Source organism: Lysinibacillus sp. 1 U-2021, from assembly GCF_029916965.1.
In the GTDB taxonomy this organism is placed as follows: domain Bacteria; phylum Bacillota; class Bacilli; order Bacillales_A; family Planococcaceae; genus Lysinibacillus; species Lysinibacillus capsici.
In genome coordinates, this window is record NZ_CP123966.1 from 1,261,136 (window position 1) to 1,278,855 (window position 17,720).

The 17,720-nt window shown below is 37.2% G+C and carries 18 protein-coding genes; 9 read left to right on the top strand and 9 right to left on the bottom strand.

What is annotated here, in order from left to right:
* Nucleotides 1–10: 10 nt before the first annotated feature.
* The 5 genes from QH639_RS06665 to QH639_RS06685 all read right to left on the bottom strand — a co-directional run bounded on the left by QH639_RS06665 (nucleotide 11) and on the right by QH639_RS06685 (nucleotide 5,686).
* Nucleotides 11–1,717, bottom strand: a complete 1,707-nt coding sequence (locus QH639_RS06665; RefSeq protein ID WP_131522133.1) for an ABC transporter permease — start codon at nucleotides 1,715–1,717, stop codon at nucleotides 11–13.
* A gap of 12 nt (nucleotides 1,718–1,729) precedes the next feature.
* A complete protein-coding gene (locus QH639_RS06670; RefSeq protein WP_131522134.1) occupies nucleotides 1,730–2,800 on the bottom strand; it encodes an ABC transporter ATP-binding protein in 1,071 nt (356 codons plus the stop codon).
* A gap of 83 nt (nucleotides 2,801–2,883) precedes the next feature.
* Entirely contained in the window at nucleotides 2,884–3,990 is a 1,107-nt protein-coding gene (locus QH639_RS06675; protein WP_131522135.1) for an extracellular solute-binding protein, read from the bottom strand.
* Between the two features lie 199 nt (nucleotides 3,991–4,189).
* Nucleotides 4,190–5,104: an EamA family transporter gene (locus tag QH639_RS06680; RefSeq protein ID WP_281115849.1), complete on the bottom strand. Its 915-nt coding sequence runs from the start codon at nucleotides 5,102–5,104 to the stop codon at nucleotides 4,190–4,192.
* Nucleotides 5,105–5,122: 18 nt separating this feature from the next.
* Complete coding sequence (locus tag QH639_RS06685) at nucleotides 5,123–5,686, bottom strand: GNAT family N-acetyltransferase (protein WP_131522137.1); 564 nt, start codon at nucleotides 5,684–5,686, stop codon at nucleotides 5,123–5,125.
* A gap of 156 nt (nucleotides 5,687–5,842) precedes the next feature.
* Between QH639_RS06685 and QH639_RS06690 the strand changes: the two genes are divergently transcribed.
* The 5 genes from QH639_RS06690 (at nucleotide 5,843) to QH639_RS06710 (ending at nucleotide 9,224) form a co-directional block, all read left to right on the top strand.
* Nucleotides 5,843–6,790, top strand: coding sequence for a carbohydrate kinase family protein (locus tag QH639_RS06690; RefSeq protein ID WP_054548551.1), 948 nt, complete (start codon nucleotides 5,843–5,845; stop codon nucleotides 6,788–6,790).
* A gap of 20 nt (nucleotides 6,791–6,810) precedes the next feature.
* Nucleotides 6,811–7,242: a protein-tyrosine phosphatase family protein gene (locus tag QH639_RS06695; protein ID WP_131522138.1), complete on the top strand. Its 432-nt coding sequence runs from the start codon at nucleotides 6,811–6,813 to the stop codon at nucleotides 7,240–7,242.
* Nucleotides 7,243–7,360: 118 nt separating this feature from the next.
* Nucleotides 7,361–7,564 carry a PLDc N-terminal domain-containing protein gene (locus QH639_RS06700; protein WP_004233126.1) on the top strand — a complete coding sequence of 68 codons (204 nt, stop codon included), beginning with the start codon at nucleotides 7,361–7,363 and terminating at the stop codon, nucleotides 7,562–7,564.
* Complete coding sequence (locus QH639_RS06705; protein ID WP_131522139.1) at nucleotides 7,561–8,445, top strand: ABC transporter ATP-binding protein; 885 nt, start codon at nucleotides 7,561–7,563, stop codon at nucleotides 8,443–8,445. The genes QH639_RS06700 and QH639_RS06705 overlap by 4 nt, the downstream gene beginning before the upstream one ends.
* The gene (locus QH639_RS06710) at nucleotides 8,442–9,224 is read left to right on the top strand and encodes an ABC transporter permease (protein ID WP_237899041.1); all 783 of its coding nucleotides are present in this window, start codon (nucleotides 8,442–8,444) and stop codon (nucleotides 9,222–9,224) included. The genes QH639_RS06705 and QH639_RS06710 overlap by 4 nt, the downstream gene beginning before the upstream one ends.
* Nucleotides 9,225–9,263: 39 nt before the next feature.
* Here the strand turns inward: QH639_RS06710 and QH639_RS06715 are convergent, their stop codons facing one another.
* Nucleotides 9,264–9,917 (bottom strand): GAP family protein, encoded by a 654-nt coding sequence (locus tag QH639_RS06715; protein WP_237899042.1) that lies wholly within the window; start codon nucleotides 9,915–9,917, stop codon nucleotides 9,264–9,266.
* Nucleotides 9,914–10,684 carry a MerR family transcriptional regulator gene (locus QH639_RS06720; protein WP_233732282.1) on the bottom strand — a complete coding sequence of 257 codons (771 nt, stop codon included), beginning with the start codon at nucleotides 10,682–10,684 and terminating at the stop codon, nucleotides 9,914–9,916. The genes QH639_RS06715 and QH639_RS06720 overlap by 4 nt, the downstream gene beginning before the upstream one ends.
* Nucleotides 10,685–10,859: 175 nt before the next feature.
* Between QH639_RS06720 and QH639_RS06725 the strand changes: the two genes are divergently transcribed.
* Entirely contained in the window at nucleotides 10,860–11,564 is a 705-nt protein-coding gene (locus QH639_RS06725; RefSeq protein ID WP_048395772.1) for a CBS domain-containing protein, read from the top strand.
* Nucleotides 11,565–11,589: 25 nt separating this feature from the next.
* On the opposite strand, the gene QH639_RS06730 is transcribed toward QH639_RS06725, so the two are convergent.
* Nucleotides 11,590–12,309, bottom strand: a complete 720-nt coding sequence (locus QH639_RS06730; RefSeq protein ID WP_237899044.1) for a DUF421 domain-containing protein — start codon at nucleotides 12,307–12,309, stop codon at nucleotides 11,590–11,592.
* 102 nt (nucleotides 12,310–12,411) lie between these two features.
* On the opposite strand from QH639_RS06730, the gene QH639_RS06735 reads away from it, so the two are divergent.
* Complete coding sequence (locus tag QH639_RS06735; RefSeq protein ID WP_131522143.1) at nucleotides 12,412–13,617, top strand: MFS transporter; 1,206 nt, start codon at nucleotides 12,412–12,414, stop codon at nucleotides 13,615–13,617.
* A gap of 28 nt (nucleotides 13,618–13,645) precedes the next feature.
* Here QH639_RS06735 and QH639_RS06740 read toward each other — a convergent pair whose 3' ends face one another.
* Nucleotides 13,646–14,332, bottom strand: coding sequence for an adenine nucleotide alpha hydrolase family protein (locus tag QH639_RS06740; RefSeq protein WP_281115850.1), 687 nt, complete (start codon nucleotides 14,330–14,332; stop codon nucleotides 13,646–13,648).
* A gap of 564 nt (nucleotides 14,333–14,896) precedes the next feature.
* On the opposite strand from QH639_RS06740, the gene QH639_RS06745 reads away from it, so the two are divergent.
* Nucleotides 14,897–17,308, top strand: coding sequence for a Na+/H+ antiporter subunit A (locus tag QH639_RS06745; RefSeq protein ID WP_237899045.1), 2,412 nt, complete (start codon nucleotides 14,897–14,899; stop codon nucleotides 17,306–17,308).
* Nucleotides 17,298–17,720 carry a Na(+)/H(+) antiporter subunit B gene (locus QH639_RS06750; RefSeq protein ID WP_004233141.1) on the top strand — a complete coding sequence of 141 codons (423 nt, stop codon included), beginning with the start codon at nucleotides 17,298–17,300 and terminating at the stop codon, nucleotides 17,718–17,720. Before QH639_RS06745 ends, QH639_RS06750 begins: the two co-directional genes overlap by 11 nt.

A 17,720-nucleotide genomic window follows, 5' to 3' on the forward strand; every position in this document is an offset into this window, starting at 1 on the left:
AGATTGGCAGCTAGATGGCTGTACCAGCACTGCCTTTTGATAGTTTTTCAGAAATAATAAGGACAACTAAAATTAAACAAATTTGTAAGACACCATAAGCACAGGCGGTCCCAAATTTAAATGCATATAATTTTTGGAATATCGCTACAGACAATGGAATAGTGGATGTACTGTAAATTAGAATGGATGCAACAAATTCACCAAAGCTTTGCACGAGGGCTAAGAGTGTCCCTGCTAAAATCCCGGTGAATGTTAAAGGCACGACAATACGTCTAAATGTATACCACCAGTTGGCCCCTAAGCCACGTGATGCCTCTTCAATTGATTGATCTAGCTGTACAAGAGAGGCGGATGTTGATCGAAAAACAAGTGGTAAATGTCGAATAAAGTAGGCTAATGGCAAAATCCAAAATGTCCCGATCAATACTTGATTAAAACTAAAGATACTTTCTGTACTAAAGGCAGCAATTAAATTAACAGCAACAACTGTTCCTGGCAAAGCCCAAGGTACCATTATCAAAATGTCGAGCATGGTTTTCCCTTTAAAATTTAAGCGCACCATAGCATAAGCAGCCGCGACACCAAAGATGATATTGCCCAGTGTTGCAATAACACCCATTTGAATGGAGTTCCAAATAGGTCGCCATGTGCGTTCATCAGTAAAAAGGGCAATATAATGATCGATTGTATAGTCGGTTGGGAGAATTTGCGTTTTCCACGCTCCATCCACAGAGAAAGAGATCAATATCAACACTAAAATAGGCAGTATCAATATTAATGTGCCAACAAAAGAAGCAATTGTTGCGATAATTTTTACTTTTTTTGAGGATACCTCTGAACGATGAACACTAATTCCCTTACTTAGATTTTGATAATTTCTGCGATTTTGATACCAGCGCATAATGATTAAAAAAGTGATAGATACAAAAGATAATATCATCGACTGTGTTGCAGCCATCTCAAGATTCCCATTTGTACGTGATAAATAAATTTGCATCGTCATAGTACGCTCTACACCAAACATCAAAGGTGCAGTATAAGAAGCCATAGAAATCATAAACACCAATAAGGATGAGGCAACAATAGAAGGTGTGAGCATTGGTAAAATAACCTTTGTCCATACGCGAATACGCCCTGCACCCAGACTAGTAGCTGCCTCTTCAAGAGCAGGATCAAGCCCCTTAATAGCAGCAGAGGCAGTCAAATAGAAGTACGTATACATTGTGAATGTATGAACAACGATGACGCCCCATATTCCCTTCAAGGCAAAAGGAACGTGATCCAACCCAAATAGATGCTGAAAAATTCGTGGAAAAATCCCGCTATCACCATATAAAAATGAAAAGGACAAAACACCTACTAGAGGAGGAAGTGCCATTGGAACCAAAACTAAAACAGACAATATCCGTCTCCCAGGGAAATTATAGCGTTCTAGTAAAAAGGCCATTGTTACCCCAACAAGTGCACAGCAAATAACACTGATAAATGAAATATAAATACTGGTCCACAAGGCCTCTAAATTTGCTGGACTAGCTATATCAAAAAATTTCTTATAATGAAAGAATGCTTCATCACCAGCAAAGCTTTGGATGAAAGTTTGATAGAAGGGATAAACCACATAGGCGAATAACACTAAAAATAATGGCGATATTAAAACATAGACAAACCAATTAGCATGAAAAATTCGCGTCCACGTACTTTCAGACTGTTTCCCCATATTGGCTTCCTCCTATTCCCCTAAAAAGTATAGTGAATCTTGTGCCATATGGATTGTAATATCTTCACCGATCTTTTTGATTTGGTCATAAGAATTAATAAGCATTACTTTAAGTGAGAACGCAGTAAAATCTACAATGTAATTAACGCTAATACCTGTGAATTCAACAAATGTAATTTTTCCTGTTAATGTGTTTTCACCAGTACCAAGTTGAATCGATTCTGGACGAATAGAAATAAATACTTTGTCTCCAATCATATGCGTTAAGGAGGGAGAGCTTTGTTGCTTTCGCCCAGTTAAATTATGTCCATTCACTGTTCGTACTTGTACATTTTCCCCATCAATAGCTTGGATTGAGCATTCAATTAAATTAGTTTCCCCAATAAAATTTGCCACAAAACGATCCTTGGGTTGATGATAAATTTCCTGAGGAGTCCCAATTTGTTTGATATAGCCATTTTCCATGACCATAATTCGATCCGACATAGACATGGCCTCCATTTGATCGTGAGTAACGTATATCGTTGTGACTCCAAGCTCAGATTGGATTCGTTTGATTTCAATACGTGTTTCCTCACGCAATTTTGCATCTAGATTGGAGAGAGGTTCATCAAGCAATAAAATATCTGGCTCTATCACGAGTGCTCTAGCTAAAGCAACACGCTGCTGCTGCCCACCAGATAGCTCATTTATTTTTCTGTTGCCGTAAGCAGCAAGATGCACTTGACCTCTAATTCGATCAACCTTGTGCTGAATCTCAGCTTTTGAAAATTTTCGAACTTGTAAACCAAATGCAATATTCTCATCAACCGTCATATGGGGAAAAAGGGCATAATTTTGAAATACCATGCCGATATTGCGCTTATTGGGCTGAAGTCGAGTGACATCTCGATCATCAAAAAGAATTTTGCCTTTAGTAGGATAATAAAAGCCTGCAAGCATTCTTAAAGTGGTTGTTTTGCCACAGCCGCTAGGACCGAGAAAAGTAAAAAATTCACCAGCTTTTATTTCAAGGTTTAAGTCTTTCACACCATACACTTGACCAAATTGTTTCGAGACGTTTTCGATTCTGACACTTCTCAATCATTAACTCCTCTCTAACAAAGAATCTAGATAATACAGGAAGGTAAAAATTCGCTGTATAAGCCGAATTTTTACCCGTTCTACTATTTACCGCGCCCTTTAATATTGTTATCCCAGTATTCCATCCATTCTGCTTCTTTGTCAGACATTAGCTGCCAATCAATATCAAATGTTTTTAAATCTAATTCCTGATACCATTCTGGCATGGAGGCTTTGTCGATATCAGAACGTGTAGGAATTTGATAGTAATCATTAGCTAATTGTGTTACCATCTCTTTTTCAAATAAAAACTCTACAAATAGTTTTGCATTTTCTAGGTTTTTCGCATTGTTTACAACTGCTACACCGTCTACTAAAATAGGTGCTCCACTTTTAGGATAAATATAATCAAAAGGATAATCTGTCGTATATTTTTTTAACAAAATATCTTGTAGATTCCATAGGGAGACACTGCCTTCTTGACGTGTTAGCTTTAAATACAAGGCATTAGGGTCTTGTGTGTACTCCTTTGTGTTGGCATCTAATTGTAGTAACCATTCATAGCCTTTATCAGGTGAATCTGCACCTTGTCGTACGATCATGGAAGAATAAATCGTACGCATTGTGCCTGACGCAAGTACACCTCTGATTAAAATTTGATCCTTCCATTTAGGATCTAATAAGTCATCCCAGTCCTGTGGACCAGTTTCTTTTGTTAGTAAATCACTATTAATCATAATTACTTCTGGTAACAGCATCTCGCCGAACCATCGTCCATCTACATCTTTGTGTGTGGTATCAATAGCGTCAATAAAGCTCGGCTGCCAAGCATGTAGTAAGTCTTCATTGGCGCCAACAATGAGCGCTGATTGCGTTCCGCCCCACCAAAAATCTGCTTGAGGATTGGCTTTCTCTCCACGAAGACGTTCTAAAATTTGTTGAGCACCCATCGTTAGAAATTCTACTTCAATGTCTGGATATTTTTCATTAAACTGATCGATCACATTTTGCACCATTTCTTCGTCACGTCCAGTGTAAATTACTAGCTTGCCTGAAGGCGACGTTGCTGCTACTTCTGTTTTTTTACCATCCGATGCCTCGTCATTACTTGCTGCATCATTTGTAGAATTTTGCTGATCTTTGCCATTACAAGCAGCTAAAACGAAAAGCATTAACATAAGGAAAAAACCAAGAACATAGGCTTTTTTCATCAACTTCCCCTTTCTTAAAGTAAGTTACTTGCATATTGCAGTATAATACTGAAGGGGAACATTAATGTTAGAATTATTAAAAAATTACATTTGCATTCATCATAGCGAAGTGCATAATGGTAAGCAATGGCATTTCATTAAAGTTCAAAAAAACTCCTTAAAAAGGAATCGTTCCATTTTTAGGGAGTTTTTTGTCGTTTTATGAATGTGCTTCTAATAAGCTATCCTTTTGTTGACGTTGTGCAACAATGGTTGGCAGCATCATGCCAGCAATCACCAGTACAATCCCGATAATTTGTACAGTAGTTAAAGGTTCATGCAAAACAATAACAGAAACAGTAACAGCCACTGGTAATTCAATGGCGCTTAAAATAGAAGCAATCGCACCACCGATTTTAGGGATAGCAATTGAAAATAGATAAATTGGTAAAATGATACCGAAAAGACCTAGTGCTAGTCCGTATTTCCACAGGCCTTGCATGAATAGTTTACCGTTCCAAATAACCTCAGGACTTAGGAAAATACTGATCATAATAAGCGCCACAGAGGAAACGATTAATACCCTTGATGTGGTAGTCACGCCCTCGACAGGTCGAGAATTAAATTGAATGAAACATGCAAAAGTAACGGCTGCTGTAAAACCGAATAGCCATCCTTGAATAGGAATGTCACTTAAATCTACATTTAATACACCTGCAGCTAGAATCGTTCCGATAAATAAGATCACGATCGAAATTACTTCAGGTCTACTTGGTAATCTTTTATGGAGGGCACAATCAATCAGTAGACCAATCCATGTAAATTGGAATAGCATGACTACTGCAAGAGAAGCAGGAAGATACTTTAAAGATTCTCCGTATACGATACCTGTTGTCCCTGTAAAAATTCCTGCACATATTAAAATAAGTAAGCCCTTCTTGGACGGTCTTGGTAATTTTCTGTCAGTAAAAATAAAGATGGATATTACGAGTAAAAAGCCAATAATATACTGGCTTGATACAGCCTCCGCTGATGTAAAGCCATGCTGCATAGCTACTTTGACAATAGTCGACAATATCCCGTAACTACTAGATGCAATAACAATCAAAAGAGGGTAAATCAAATTGTTTTTCATATATTAGTTATTCACTTCCTAAAACTGTTTAACCATATGATGAAAAGGCTCATCAATAATTGACCAAGGCTCCGTAATAACAAAGCCTAGTCGTTCATAAAGACGGCGCGCTTCTTCTTTTTGGGTTTCAACATTTAATGATAATTTTGTATAGCCGCGTTGCTTTGTCAGCTCTTCGGCAAATTGTAATAGCAATGTTCCGATTCCTTTACCACGTGCAGCTGGTGCAACACAAACTGTATCAATGTAAGCCTCATCTTCATGGGCTTCTTGGTCAATAACAATGGATGGCGCATTTTTTGCTTCAAGCCATTTAACAAGGTTAGCGTCCATGTGAACGGCTTGTTCGCCGTGATAATAAACGAGAATCCCCAAAATCTGTTCATTTTCAGTAGCAACAAAAGTATTTAAATAAGAATGTCGATTGTCTTCTTGGTGAAAAAGAACAGTCAGCTCCTGCATAACAGCCTCCGTTGATTGCTCACCAGTTAAGCGATTAGCAATATCGCCAATGGCGTCGATAATTAAAGGCACAACGGCATGGGCATCTTGTGGTTGCGCTTGTCGAATTGTAATACTCATTTTGATAATCCCTACCTTTCTATAGGCAAGTATAACAAAGATAGGGGATGACTCAAGTTATCCATCCTCTCATAAAGAAATGCCAAAAGTAAAAACCTTTATAGAATGACAATTTTCGTGTTAATCTATAATGACTAGACTTTCAGGAGGACTATCATGACAAAGCAAGAGAAGGATTTTATATTAGTCTATGGAGATGCTTTTATTGACTATATTGCTGATGATGTAACAAACACATCATTTACTAAATATATGGGTGGCGCAACGGTTAATGTTGCAGCGGGTATTAGCCGCATTGGTGCACCTTCCGCATTGATTACAATTACGGGGGATGACGAGGGCTCACAATTTGTGCGAGATGGGCTTGCCCAAGAGGGTGTGAAACTGGATTATGCCGTATTTGATCCAGCAAAACGAGTAAGTGGTGTATATGTGCATCTAACAGAAGCATGTGAGCGAATTTTTAAGGATTATGTTGATGAAACACCTGATTTACAAGTTGAACCATCACAGCTAAATGAAGCAGCTTTTAAGCATGCCTCTGCTTTAACGGTGTGTTCAGGCACAATGTTCCATCCAACAGCTCTTGCTACAACACGAGCTGCAGTAGAAATGGCTAAGGACAAGGGTGCGATTATTGCAATGGATGCAAATATTCGTCCTTTACGTTGGAGCAGTGAAGAAATTTGTCGAGATACGATTACATCATTTTTTGAGGATGTCGATATTTTAAAGGTGACGGATGATGAGCTATTCTTCCTGACAGAGACAAGTAGCTTAGAAGAAGGTATCGAGCAATTAAATAGCTATTTAGTGCCTATTATTTTAATTACCGTAGGAGAAAACGGGACTTATGCAGTCCTTAATGGTGAAGTTATACATGTACCGACTGAGAAAGTAGTGCCTGTGGATACAACAGGTGCGGGAGATGCATTTATGGCAGGTGTCCTACGTGATGTCCATTACAATGGTTTACCTACAACAAAAGAAGAACTAGTGCGTTGTACAAGCTTTGGCAACAAATTAGGAGCGTTTGCCGCAACAAAAGCAGGTGCTTTAACGGCTCTACCATATTATGAGGATATTAAGCATTTACTAAAATAAACATGTGAGGCGTGGAGAATATGGGGAAAGACTACGATGTTTTAGTAAAGGATCAACTGTTCTTTGGCGGTGCAAAAGATGCAGAGGCTGCATTTACACAAGAATCCATTGATGTTGTGATAGATGTTCGTGTTCAAGGGCTATCCCCTCAAGACCAGGAGACAGTTCCTTATTCTTATAAACATATGCCTATAGCAGATGAAGATAGTGAGGTAGCATCATCCATCCAACAAGTCGCGCAAGAAGCTGCTAAAGCCTTTGAGACAGGGCAGAAAATATATGTTCACTGTGGAAGTGGTGGTGGACGTGCAGGGGTTGCAGCTACCGCTATATTAATGGAGTTGGGAATAGCTGATTCATTAGAAGCAGCACAGGCAGCTGTCAAAAAAGCTCGTCCAGTGGTAACTATACGCCCTAAAATGGAAGATGCTCTGCAAAAACTTTATAAATAATTGAGAAGATGTACTAATTAAGGTACATCTTTTTTTATGATGTAAGAGATAGATTGTTCTATACATATTAGAACAAATTTGTTATAGTTAGTATATAACAAATAATGAGGTGATCTGTATGATGGAGGAATTAGCAAAAGTTCCATGGGCAGTTATAGCACCGCTCATCATCGTTCAAATTATTTTGATGATCGTAGCACTTATTGATTTACGAAAAATTCATGCAACAAATGGCCCTAAAATTCTTTGGGTGTTTATAATTCTTTTTGCTAATCTATTAGGGTCAATTGCGTACTTTATAGTGGGGAGAAAGCAGTCATGACAACTTTACTTCAAGTTATAGGTTTGACCAAGCAATTTGCAGAGCACAAAGTTGTAGATGCCATTCATTTCAACTTAGAGGAAAAAACCTCTACGGCTTTAATTGGTCCAAATGGAGCTGGCAAGACAACCACTTTATCTATGTTAACGGGGCTTTTAAGACCGACTGCTGGAAATGTAAAGATGCTAGGTAATGATTTACGTGCGAATATAGGTTTTTTACCCCAATATCCACAATTTCATCCTTGGCTAACTGCGTTAGAGTTTACAGAAATGGCTGCAAAGTTGAATGGTGTAGCAGCCAAAAAAGCTAAATTAGAAGCACAAAAAACCTTAGAATTTGTAGGGTTAGGGGACGTACAACATAAAAAAATAGCCTCTTTTTCAGGTGGAATGAAGCAGCGACTTGGTATTTCCCAAGCAATAGTGCATAAGCCTAAATTACTGCTATTAGACGAACCTGTTTCAGCATTAGATCCAGTTGGTCGTAGAGAAGTACTTGATTTATTAAAAGGACTACAGCAAGAGACGACTATTTTATACTCAACGCATATTTTAAATGATGCTGAAGAAATGACAGATCAACTATTATTTTTGCAAAATGGGAAACTAGTAGAGCAGGGAACATTACGTGAAGTACGGCAACGTTATGATGAGCAAAATTATGTCATTGAATTTGGCAGTGAAGAAGAGGCTAAGCTTTTTGCAAATCCATTTAATCATGTAATAGGTTGTAATGTGTATATTGAGATCGTGAATGAAGAGCCGACGATGAAAATGTTGCTTCAACGGTTAAGTGAATGTCCTTATACAATTAGAAAGGTAGAGCGACAGACAGCATCTTTGGAAGAAATTTTCATGAAGGTGGCGAAAAAGGCATGAGAGGATTCAATGTACTTCTTCAAAAGGAATTTAGAGAAGCATGGCGGAGTTGGAAGTTTCTATGGATTCCTCTAGTGTTTGCTTTGCTTGGAATGAGTGATCCACTAACAAACTATTATATGATGGATATTTTAAAGGCTGTTGGGAATGTTCCAGAGGGCTTTGAAATGTTGATGCCAGAATTAATGCCACTGGATTTAATTCAAGCATCTATCGGGCAATTTCAAACAATTGGCTTATTGGTGATGATGGCTTCGTTTGTAGGAGCTATTAGTAAGGAACGTGCTAATGGTATGGCAACATTACTATATGCTCGGCCTATTTCATTTGGCGCATATTTTTTGAGTAAATTTGTTGTTATGAGCACCATTTGTTTTGTTAGTATTTTAGCTGGGTTTGGTGCAAGTGTCTATTATACAACTATTTTATATGGAACGTTGGATATAGGTGCACTGTTAGTAAGCTTTTCTACGTACTATATTTGGTTGCTATTTGTGATAGCTGTTACGTTAATGATGAGTGCCAGCTTTAAAACAGTTATTGCTACAACATGTGCCTTTACAGTGATCTTTGTTGGGCAAATTATCGATATGATTATAGGAATCTTTTGGACAATATCACCGTGGAAACTAGCAAGCTACGGAATTGCAAAATTTCGAGGAACAATAGAGATATCAGATTACTGGTGGAGCTTAGTCATTACGCTAGCATTGACAATTATCTGCATCGGCATTGGTATCGTGATGATGAAAAGAAATGCGTCTATGACAAAAATCTGAAGAGAAAACGGTAAAAATGGATTTTTACCGTTTTTTATTTTAAATCATCCTACCATTTATAAGCAAAATCAATCCTACAAAGAACATCATCCAAGAAAGTGTCGAGCTTGTTCTTTGATCAAAAAGCGTTTGAATTTTTCTTAAAGGTTTATTCATAAATCGGCGGAATAATAGATGAAAGCATAGTAGGATGATCCCTGGTGCAATCATTACTAAATTGTATCCTGCCAATAAAGGTAACCATTCATAAAACACTATTTGATTACTCGTTAAAATACCTATTGCCGCGAAATAAGGAAGAGCAGTTGCAACTTCTAAAATAGAAGTTGTGAAACCTAAAGCTACCATAGAGCTCACATGTAAAGATTTTGGTTTAGGGGATCCATTTGCCTTTCTTTTTGGAACTAACCAACTGCCAATAAATAAAATTCCCCCTACCATGGTCATGATTAATCGAGCTGAGTAACTATCTAGCAAATTAGAAATAGGGTTGAATATGACACCTAGACCTAACATTAAAAAAATCCCAGTACTAAAGTAAAACAACCCAACAGTCATTAAATAGGTTAATAAAAGGCGGATCTGCTGTTTTTTAGCCACAAGCAATACATAGACGGATACGCCAATTATAGAAGGACTAAACATGTCTAACAAAGCTAAAGTACCAATCAGTAGCAACATTTCTATGTTCATGATTGTGATTTTCCTAACGCCTGTTTTTTTGTTTCATAAACATGAAAAGCCTGCTCTATAAAATGTAGAAATTCTTCCTCTAAAGGATATAATCCAATTTGTTCGGATTTATAAGTAGATTTTCTTATGGTCCACATCTTCTCTAAAAATTCATCATTTCCGTTATATTCTACCTCGGCTTTTTCCATCATTCGTTTAATAATAAACTGAACGGAATCGGCTTCAGGACTTTCCTTATGAAGCTGCTTTAATTGACCTAATAAACCAATCCACTCTAAAGAATTAGGATCATTTTTATTTAAATTGGGTAATTTTCTAAGTAGTTCCATTTCTGTAGCTGCGAAAATCTGCTGGCGGAAGGCTTGCTTATTATCTCGTTCTTGATTTGAAAGCTTAATGTACTTTTGGATAAGGGACTCTGTCAACCCACCTTCGATAGACGAAGCATTCTTTAATCCAAGAATAGTGTTCTTCATTTGCTGTAGTTTCTTTTGCTCTTCTGCTACAAAAGCTAACTGATGGTCTAAACTTGCTTCCCAGTTCCATGAATTATTGATAAGTGTCTGAATTTCTTTCAACTTGAAGCCCAATGCCTTTAAAAATACAATCTGTTGTAACGTTTTGAGCTCGTTCTCTCCGTAAATCCTATGTCCCCCCTCAGTCTTTGCTATAGGAAGTAACAAGCCGATCTCCTCATAGTAACGTAACGTTCGAACAGAAATGCCAGTTTGTTTTGATACATTGTGAATCGTAAGCAAGGTAATCACTCCTCCTCTCTGTTAATGACATTATATAAAATGACGTAACGTCACTTTCAAGAGGGATTGTAAAACTCCTTTCTTGGAATCTCTATAACTTAGGAATATAATGGGTGTGTAACTCGAAATTTGTCAAATAACTCGGAAAATATATAGACTACTATAGAAAGAAGGGACATGAAAAGTGGGAACTGAAAATTCCGATCGTTTCCTGACAGCGTTTAATCGAATAGATCATAGACTGAGAGATATTGTAGGTGCGAAGGATTTTATGCCTTTTTATCGGCTGATTGATCAAGCAAAGAAAAAGGATGTCTTGGTGAAGAAATATGAAGATGATCTCCGCTCATATGCAGACTTACGAAATGCGATTGTGCATCATCGTACATCATTACATTATGTGATTGCAGAACCACATACTGATGTTGTAGAACGAATTGAATACATAGATGCTACCCTTGCTAAGCCAACGCTTGTGGGGCAAATGTTCCGTAAAAGAGTATTGATTTTTCAAGAAAATGATTCTTTAAAACATGTTTTAAAAGTGATACGTCAGCGCAAATATACACAATTTCCTGTTTATTATAATAAGCAGTTTAAGGGGCTCATCACAACAGTAGGAATCACAAATTGGCTTGCGTCAAAGATGGGTGGTGATCATTTACCGAAAAGAATACCAACACTGCATGATATCTTATTGCATGAGAAAAATAGAGTGAATTACAAATTTGTCAGTAGAACGATATCCATCTATGAGGCTGAGGAAATATTTAAACAAGGAGTCGAAAGAGGGAGACGCTTTGAGGCATTATTAATAACGGAGCATGGTCAACCACATCAAAGATTACTCGGTATTATTACGCCCTTAGATATTGTCAAAATTGATTAACAAAAAAACGAGACTAGACAAGCAATTAAGGGCTTGAATGTCTCGCTTTATCTTTTAAGCTGATGTACAAGGAACCATTTGTTTGGACTTGAGCAAAATAAACTTCTTCTACAGAATGCACATTTTGCTTTTTCAATTTCTTTATTACCCAGTCTTCTGTCAGCTCAAGTTCAACAATATTCTCGGTAATAAGTTGACCATCAGAAATAACTTCTGTAGGAAGGTAGGTAGGTGGTGATACATCGGCTTTAACATCCTGCTTTGTAGCCACTTGTTCAGAGGTTTTTTGTAGCACACTGAGCTTTCCATTCGTTTCTAGTAAAGCATACTCAACGTCCTGTACGGAGAAAATGGCTTGTTCACGTAACATCATTGTAAGCTCATCTAGATGAAGACGGTTTTTTTGTAGTGCTGATTCTAAAATAAGACCCTTTTGAATAACAATTGTTGGTTTATCATCAATGAGAACGCGAGCTTTTTTAGATTTAATCGTAATAACGGTCATCAAATACGTTAAAGCACTCCACCAAACGAGGGAAATCATACCATCTAAAAATGGTGTTTCTTCCTGAGAGGCAATTTCTGAAGCGATCGACCCAAATGTAATACCTGTAATGTAATGGAAAAACGTTAACTGGCCTAATTGTTTTTTACCAAGTAGACGTGCCAGAATTAGTAAGGCAAAAAACGAAAGTGTTGTTCGTAGAATCATTTCCCAAAAGTGAGCATGAATAAAGCTTTCCATGCATATATCAACTCCTTTTACAGCTGTCGAACTATAGCTTGTGCAAAATGGTCGATAGTATGCGACAATCATGTTTAAACAAAATAAGAGTGAGGTGGCAACATGAATAAACAATTAAATGTAACCAATCCAATCTATCCAATAATGATTGCAATCGGTGTTGCTCACCTAATAAATGATACGATGCAAGCTGTTATCCCAGCGATGTTTCCGATATTTAAGAGTGAATTAGGATTGACCTTTACACAAATTGGAATGATTTCTTTTGTATTAAACATATTTGCTTCTGCATTGCAGCCTGCGGTAGGCTTTATCAGTGATAAAAAACCAATGCCTTATGCTTTACCTATCGGTATGATTAGTTCATTTATAGGGATTGCTATTATAGCGTTCACAACGCAGTATTGGATTATTATTATTGCGGTATTATTTATAGGCTTCGGGTCAGCTATTTTTCACCCTGAGGGATCGAGAGTTTCCTTTATGGCAGCTGGATCTAAACGAGGACTTGCACAGTCAATTTATCAAGTGGGGGGAAATTCAGGGCAAGCACTAGCACCATTAATTAGTGCTTACATCTTTGATATTCTAGGGCAACGTGGGGCTGCGATCATATTAGTCATTGCAACGTTTGGTATCCTTTTATTAAGTAAAATTGCTACATGGTATAAAAAACAATTGGAGCAGGAGCGTACAACCAAGAAAAAGCGTGTACTCGTTTCAACATTGCCTCCATTAACAAAAAAACAAGTTGGAATCGCATTAACATTATTATTTACAATTATTTTTGCACGATCATTTTATACAACAAATATAACAAGTTTTTATGTGTTTTATCTAATGGATCACTATGAAGTCAGCCTTCGACTAGGGCAAATATTAATCTTCACCTTCATGGCATTTGGTGTAGTAGGTACCTTTTTCGGAGGCTCTTTATCAGACCGTATTGGTAGGAAAAATGTTATTATCCTTTCTGTAGTTGGCCCTATGCCATTTTGTTTAGCATTGCCATATGTACCATTATGGGCGGCTATGATATTTTTGATTATTATTGGTACGTTGATTATGATTAGCTTCTCCGTAACAGTGGTCTATGCGCAAGAGTTAGTCCCAACAAAAATTGGCACAATGGCTGGTTTAACAACAGGATTTGCTTTTGGTATGGGCGCAATAGGGGCAATGGTTATCGGCGTTTTAATGGATCATAAAGGCATTGATTTTACAATGATTGTTGTTTCATTATTACCTTTATTATTACTAGTTGCCTTCTTCTTACCGAAAGATAAACCTGCTTCAGCTGCTGTCTAATAAAAAAAACGCGTATCTACGCGTTTTTTTATTGTCTTAATGGAGCTAAAAATTCTGCTGGCAATTTTTCCTGATCAATTACATAGCCCTCTGAAATATGAACTTCATACATTTTATCGTTGTAAGTAAATTTAAAGATGCCGTTGTCAAAATCTGTGCCAATTTCTTTAAAGAATATACCTTCAATCGATACATACTTAGGACATGTAAATGCTACTTTAAAGTTCTCCTGTTCTTTAATTAAGTAAGCACGTACTCCTTTTTCATATGTTTCATTTGCATCATCATCGGTTGGGCGTTGAACAGCTACGATATGAAAATCAACAAAAGGAACTTCCTTTAACAGTACGTTTAAGAACGAGCCTTTAGTGATTTCCTCCCAACGGCTTTGTGCGCTTTGCCCTACGATTATTTGCGAAATACTATAATTCTTTGCGACCTCTGCAATAACCTTTTGTATGGGGCGTTTTTCATTATCTTGCAAAATAAATTTTTCAACCTCAAGTTCATCTGATAACTTTTTCCATTGCTCTATATAACTAGATTTCTCTGCGTCAAATGCATCAAGGGGTTGCGAATCGACTGAAAGAATATAGAGTGGGCAATCAAGCATTGTGGCCATCTTATGACCACGACGAATCAAACGTTCGCCATTTAAGCCGTAGTAAACACAAACTAATATACTTTCATCCAAACGCCCTTTTACATGCTTCATAAAAAATGTACACCTCTTATCTGTTGGTATTTTGTTAATTTCACTGTTGATTTTGAAAAAATTATCCTAAAACAGCTAAAATCGATGCTGTTACAGTGCATTATGCTCATTTATATTGTATACTTAAAAATGTATAAAAGTTAACGAAAATGTATTGGAAAACCCTTGAAGGATTAAGCCTAAATCGATAATTAGAGATTATTTAATTTATGCATTCTGTGCATCTATGCTACTTTGCTTTCATATGCCACACTATTATGCAGTGAGTTAAATAGATAGTCAAGTGTCTTCATCATGCTGATATTAACTGAATTGTAACTGTATAAATTATCTGATTTTCCACAAGTTATTTAGGCTTGCATCGGGTTAGAAGTGACTAAATAACTAAAATAACCTTTTTAATAAACAATTAAGCACTTTAACACCCCACCATATTCCATTAAATAATTTCAAGAATACATCTAATATGTTACTTAGCTTGAACAAATTTCTAAAGTCTTAGCACTTTACATGCCCATCACCACAAAAATTTGCTAGATGATTTAGATAGTAGGAGGTTTTCATTTGGTCACAGTTCTCATTGCGATACTTTTGCCATTTGTTTGTGCTGCTCTAATTCCATTGCTTTACAGGCGACTAAGGCGTGTCACACATCTTGGCTGGTTTGTTTTATCTGTTCCATTCATCTTGTTTCTTTTACTCGCTCGCTATATTCCTCAATTAGCCGAGGGTAAAACCGTTATTCATACATATGAGTGGATTCCCTCTTTTAATATAAATTTCACAACTTACCTAGATGGACTCAGTATGATTTTTGGTCTGCTGATTACAGGTGTAGGTAGTTTAGTCATTTTATATTCTATTTTTTATTTATCAACGAAAGAATCTCTTCATCATTTTTACTGCTATTTATTACTATTCATGGGCGCTATGCTTGGCGTTGTTTTTTCAGATAACCTAATGGTATTATACACATTTTGGGAATTAACAAGTGTGTCATCATTCCTATTAATCGCATTTTGGCATCATAGAAAGGCTTCTCGCGCAGGAGCTAAAAAAGCGATGATGATTACAGTCTTTGGCGGACTCTCAATGCTTGCGGGTTTCTTAATGCTCTATGTGGCTTCTCATACATTTAGTATTCGTGAAATTGTAGCTAATGTAGAGGTTATACGAGATCATGCCTTATTTACGCCAGCCCTTATTCTAATTTTATTAGGGGCCTTTACAAAATCTGCACAATTTCCATTCCACATTTGGTTGCCTGATGCTATGGAGGCCCCAACACCAGTTAGTGCTTACTTACATTCCGCAACAATGGTGAAGGCAGGTATTTATTTAGTTGCTCGTTTTTCACCAGTTTTTGGAGGAGAGGCAGTATGGTTCTGGCTAGTTAGTGTTATCGGCCTTGTTACATTATTCTGGGGCTCATTTAATGCTGTCCGTCAGACGGATTTAAAAGCATTATTAGCCTTTTCAACAGTGAGTCAGCTTGGTTTAATTATGAGTCTCTTTGGTCTTGGGTCTGTTGGTCATTATTATGGCTATGAGGAAAACTCAATTCTTTACACTCAAGCAAGCTTTGCAGCGCTATTCCACCTTGTGAATCATTCGACCTTTAAAGGAGCTTTATTCATGATGGTTGGAATTGTCGATCATGAAGTAGGTACTCGTGATATTCGTCGTTTAGGTGGCTTAATGTCTTTCATGCCTATCACTTTTACAATCGCAGTGATAGGTAGCTTCTCAATGGCAGGATTGCCACCATTTAATGGCTTTTTAAGTAAGGAAATGTTTTTTGCAGCAGTATTGGCTATTCGTGATGTAGAAGCATTCTCTATTGCTGATATAGGGCTGTTTTTTCCTACAGTAGCATGGGTGGCAAGTATCTTTACCTTTGTCTATAGTTTGATTTTAATTAGTCGTACATTTTTGGGTAAACTACAGCCAGAGAAGATTGATAAAAAACCACACGAGGCTCCACTTGGCATGTTAATATCGCCAATTATTTTATGCTTGTTGGTAGTTGGTATCTTTTTCTTCCCTAATATATTAGGTCATTATATTTTAGAGCCTGCTATGGCTAGTATTTATCCAACATTCCCAACTACAAGTGAGTTAACACCACATATTCATGCATGGCATGGCATCAATGCAGAGTTATTGATGACAGTAGGTGTCATTATTATTGGAATTATCTTATTTAAAACATTAAAAAGCTGGAAGCCACTTTATCGTCTATTTTCACAAAAGTATACGTTTAATACGTATTACAATCGAATGATAGAGATGAGTGAAAATGGCTCACAGAAGCTTACCAATAAATATATGACAGGTAATTTAACACATTATTTTGTCTATATATATGTATTTTTTGTTGCACTTATCGCTGGTTATTTTGTTTGGTCAGATGCCATGACCTTTAATTTTGACAAAGATTCCGCTATAGAATCCTACGAGTTAATCCTTGTGTTTGTCATGATTTTTGCTGCTGTTTGGATGATTTTCGCAAAGGGTCGGGTGACAGCCATGTTGCTAAATGGTGTACTAGGCTATTCTATTGCCTTCTTCTTTGTTATTTTCCGTGCACCAGACCTAGCTTTAACACAACTAGTTGTTGAATCGGTCACAACAGCTTTATTCCTTTTATGTTTTAAATATTTGCCAGATTTAATGCCAGAGCTACCACGTAAAAGGGTTCAATGGTCAAAAGCATTAATTTCTATTTTTGTTGGTGCAACCGTAACTATTGTTGGTTTAGCCGTCGTACACTATGATCGCTTTGAACCAGTGGCTACTTACTTCAATGATGCCTATGAATTGGCTGGCGGTTCCAACATCGTTAATACAATACTAGGGGATTTCCGTGCTTTTGATACGATGCTAGAGGTTGTTGTTCTTCTAATTGCTGGCTTAGGGGTCTATGCTCTGACAAAGCTTAAGCCACGAAAGGAGGAAGCAGATCATGAAAATTAATGATGTGATTTTAAGAACCGTCACCAAAGCCGTTGTGTTCATTATTTTAACACTCGGCGTGTATTTATTCTTTGCTGGGCATCATGCTCCTGGTGGTGGCTTTATAGGTGGTCTGGTGTTAGCCTCAGGCATTGTTTTGTTATATCTAGCCTATGATATTGAAACTGTTCATAAAGGGATGCCTTTCGACTTCAAAAAAGTTGCAGCTCTTGGTGTATTGCTAGCAACTGGAACAGCAATAGGTTCGTTGTTTTTTGATGTCCCATTTTTAACACAAGCACATACGTATATAGATGTTCCTATCTTTGGGAAAATGGGCTTTTCAACTGTCACTATTTTTGAAGCAGGTGTGGCTTTAACAGTGGTGGGGGTTGTTGTAACAATTATTTTAAGTATAAGTGAGGATGAGTAG

Bases quoted from the DNA above. Each gene is read 5' to 3' on its own strand.
- QH639_RS06665 (WP_131522133.1), bottom strand. From the start codon at position 1,717: ATGGGGAAACAGTCTGAAAGTACGTGGACGCGAATTTTTCATGCTAAT.
- QH639_RS06675 (WP_131522135.1), bottom strand. From the start codon at position 3,990: ATGAAAAAAGCCTATGTTCTTGGTTTTTTCCTTATGTTAATGCTTTTC.
- QH639_RS06680 (WP_281115849.1), bottom strand. From the start codon at position 5,104: ATGAAAAACAATTTGATTTACCCTCTTTTGATTGTTATTGCATCTAGT.
- QH639_RS06685 (WP_131522137.1), bottom strand. From the start codon at position 5,686: ATGAGTATTACAATTCGACAAGCGCAACCACAAGATGCCCATGCCGTT.
- QH639_RS06690 (WP_054548551.1), top strand. From the start codon at position 5,843: ATGACAAAGCAAGAGAAGGATTTTATATTAGTCTATGGAGATGCTTTT.
- QH639_RS06695 (WP_131522138.1), top strand. From the start codon at position 6,811: ATGGGGAAAGACTACGATGTTTTAGTAAAGGATCAACTGTTCTTTGGC.
- QH639_RS06700 (WP_004233126.1), top strand. From the start codon at position 7,361: ATGATGGAGGAATTAGCAAAAGTTCCATGGGCAGTTATAGCACCGCTC.
- QH639_RS06705 (WP_131522139.1), top strand. From the start codon at position 7,561: ATGACAACTTTACTTCAAGTTATAGGTTTGACCAAGCAATTTGCAGAG.
- QH639_RS06710 (WP_237899041.1), top strand. From the start codon at position 8,442: ATGAGAGGATTCAATGTACTTCTTCAAAAGGAATTTAGAGAAGCATGG.
- QH639_RS06715 (WP_237899042.1), bottom strand. From the start codon at position 9,917: ATGAACATAGAAATGTTGCTACTGATTGGTACTTTAGCTTTGTTAGAC.
- QH639_RS06730 (WP_237899044.1), bottom strand. From the start codon at position 12,309: ATGGAAAGCTTTATTCATGCTCACTTTTGGGAAATGATTCTACGAACA.
- QH639_RS06735 (WP_131522143.1), top strand. From the start codon at position 12,412: ATGAATAAACAATTAAATGTAACCAATCCAATCTATCCAATAATGATT.
- QH639_RS06740 (WP_281115850.1), bottom strand. From the start codon at position 14,332: ATGAAGCATGTAAAAGGGCGTTTGGATGAAAGTATATTAGTTTGTGTT.
- QH639_RS06750 (WP_004233141.1), top strand. From the start codon at position 17,298: ATGAAAATTAATGATGTGATTTTAAGAACCGTCACCAAAGCCGTTGTG.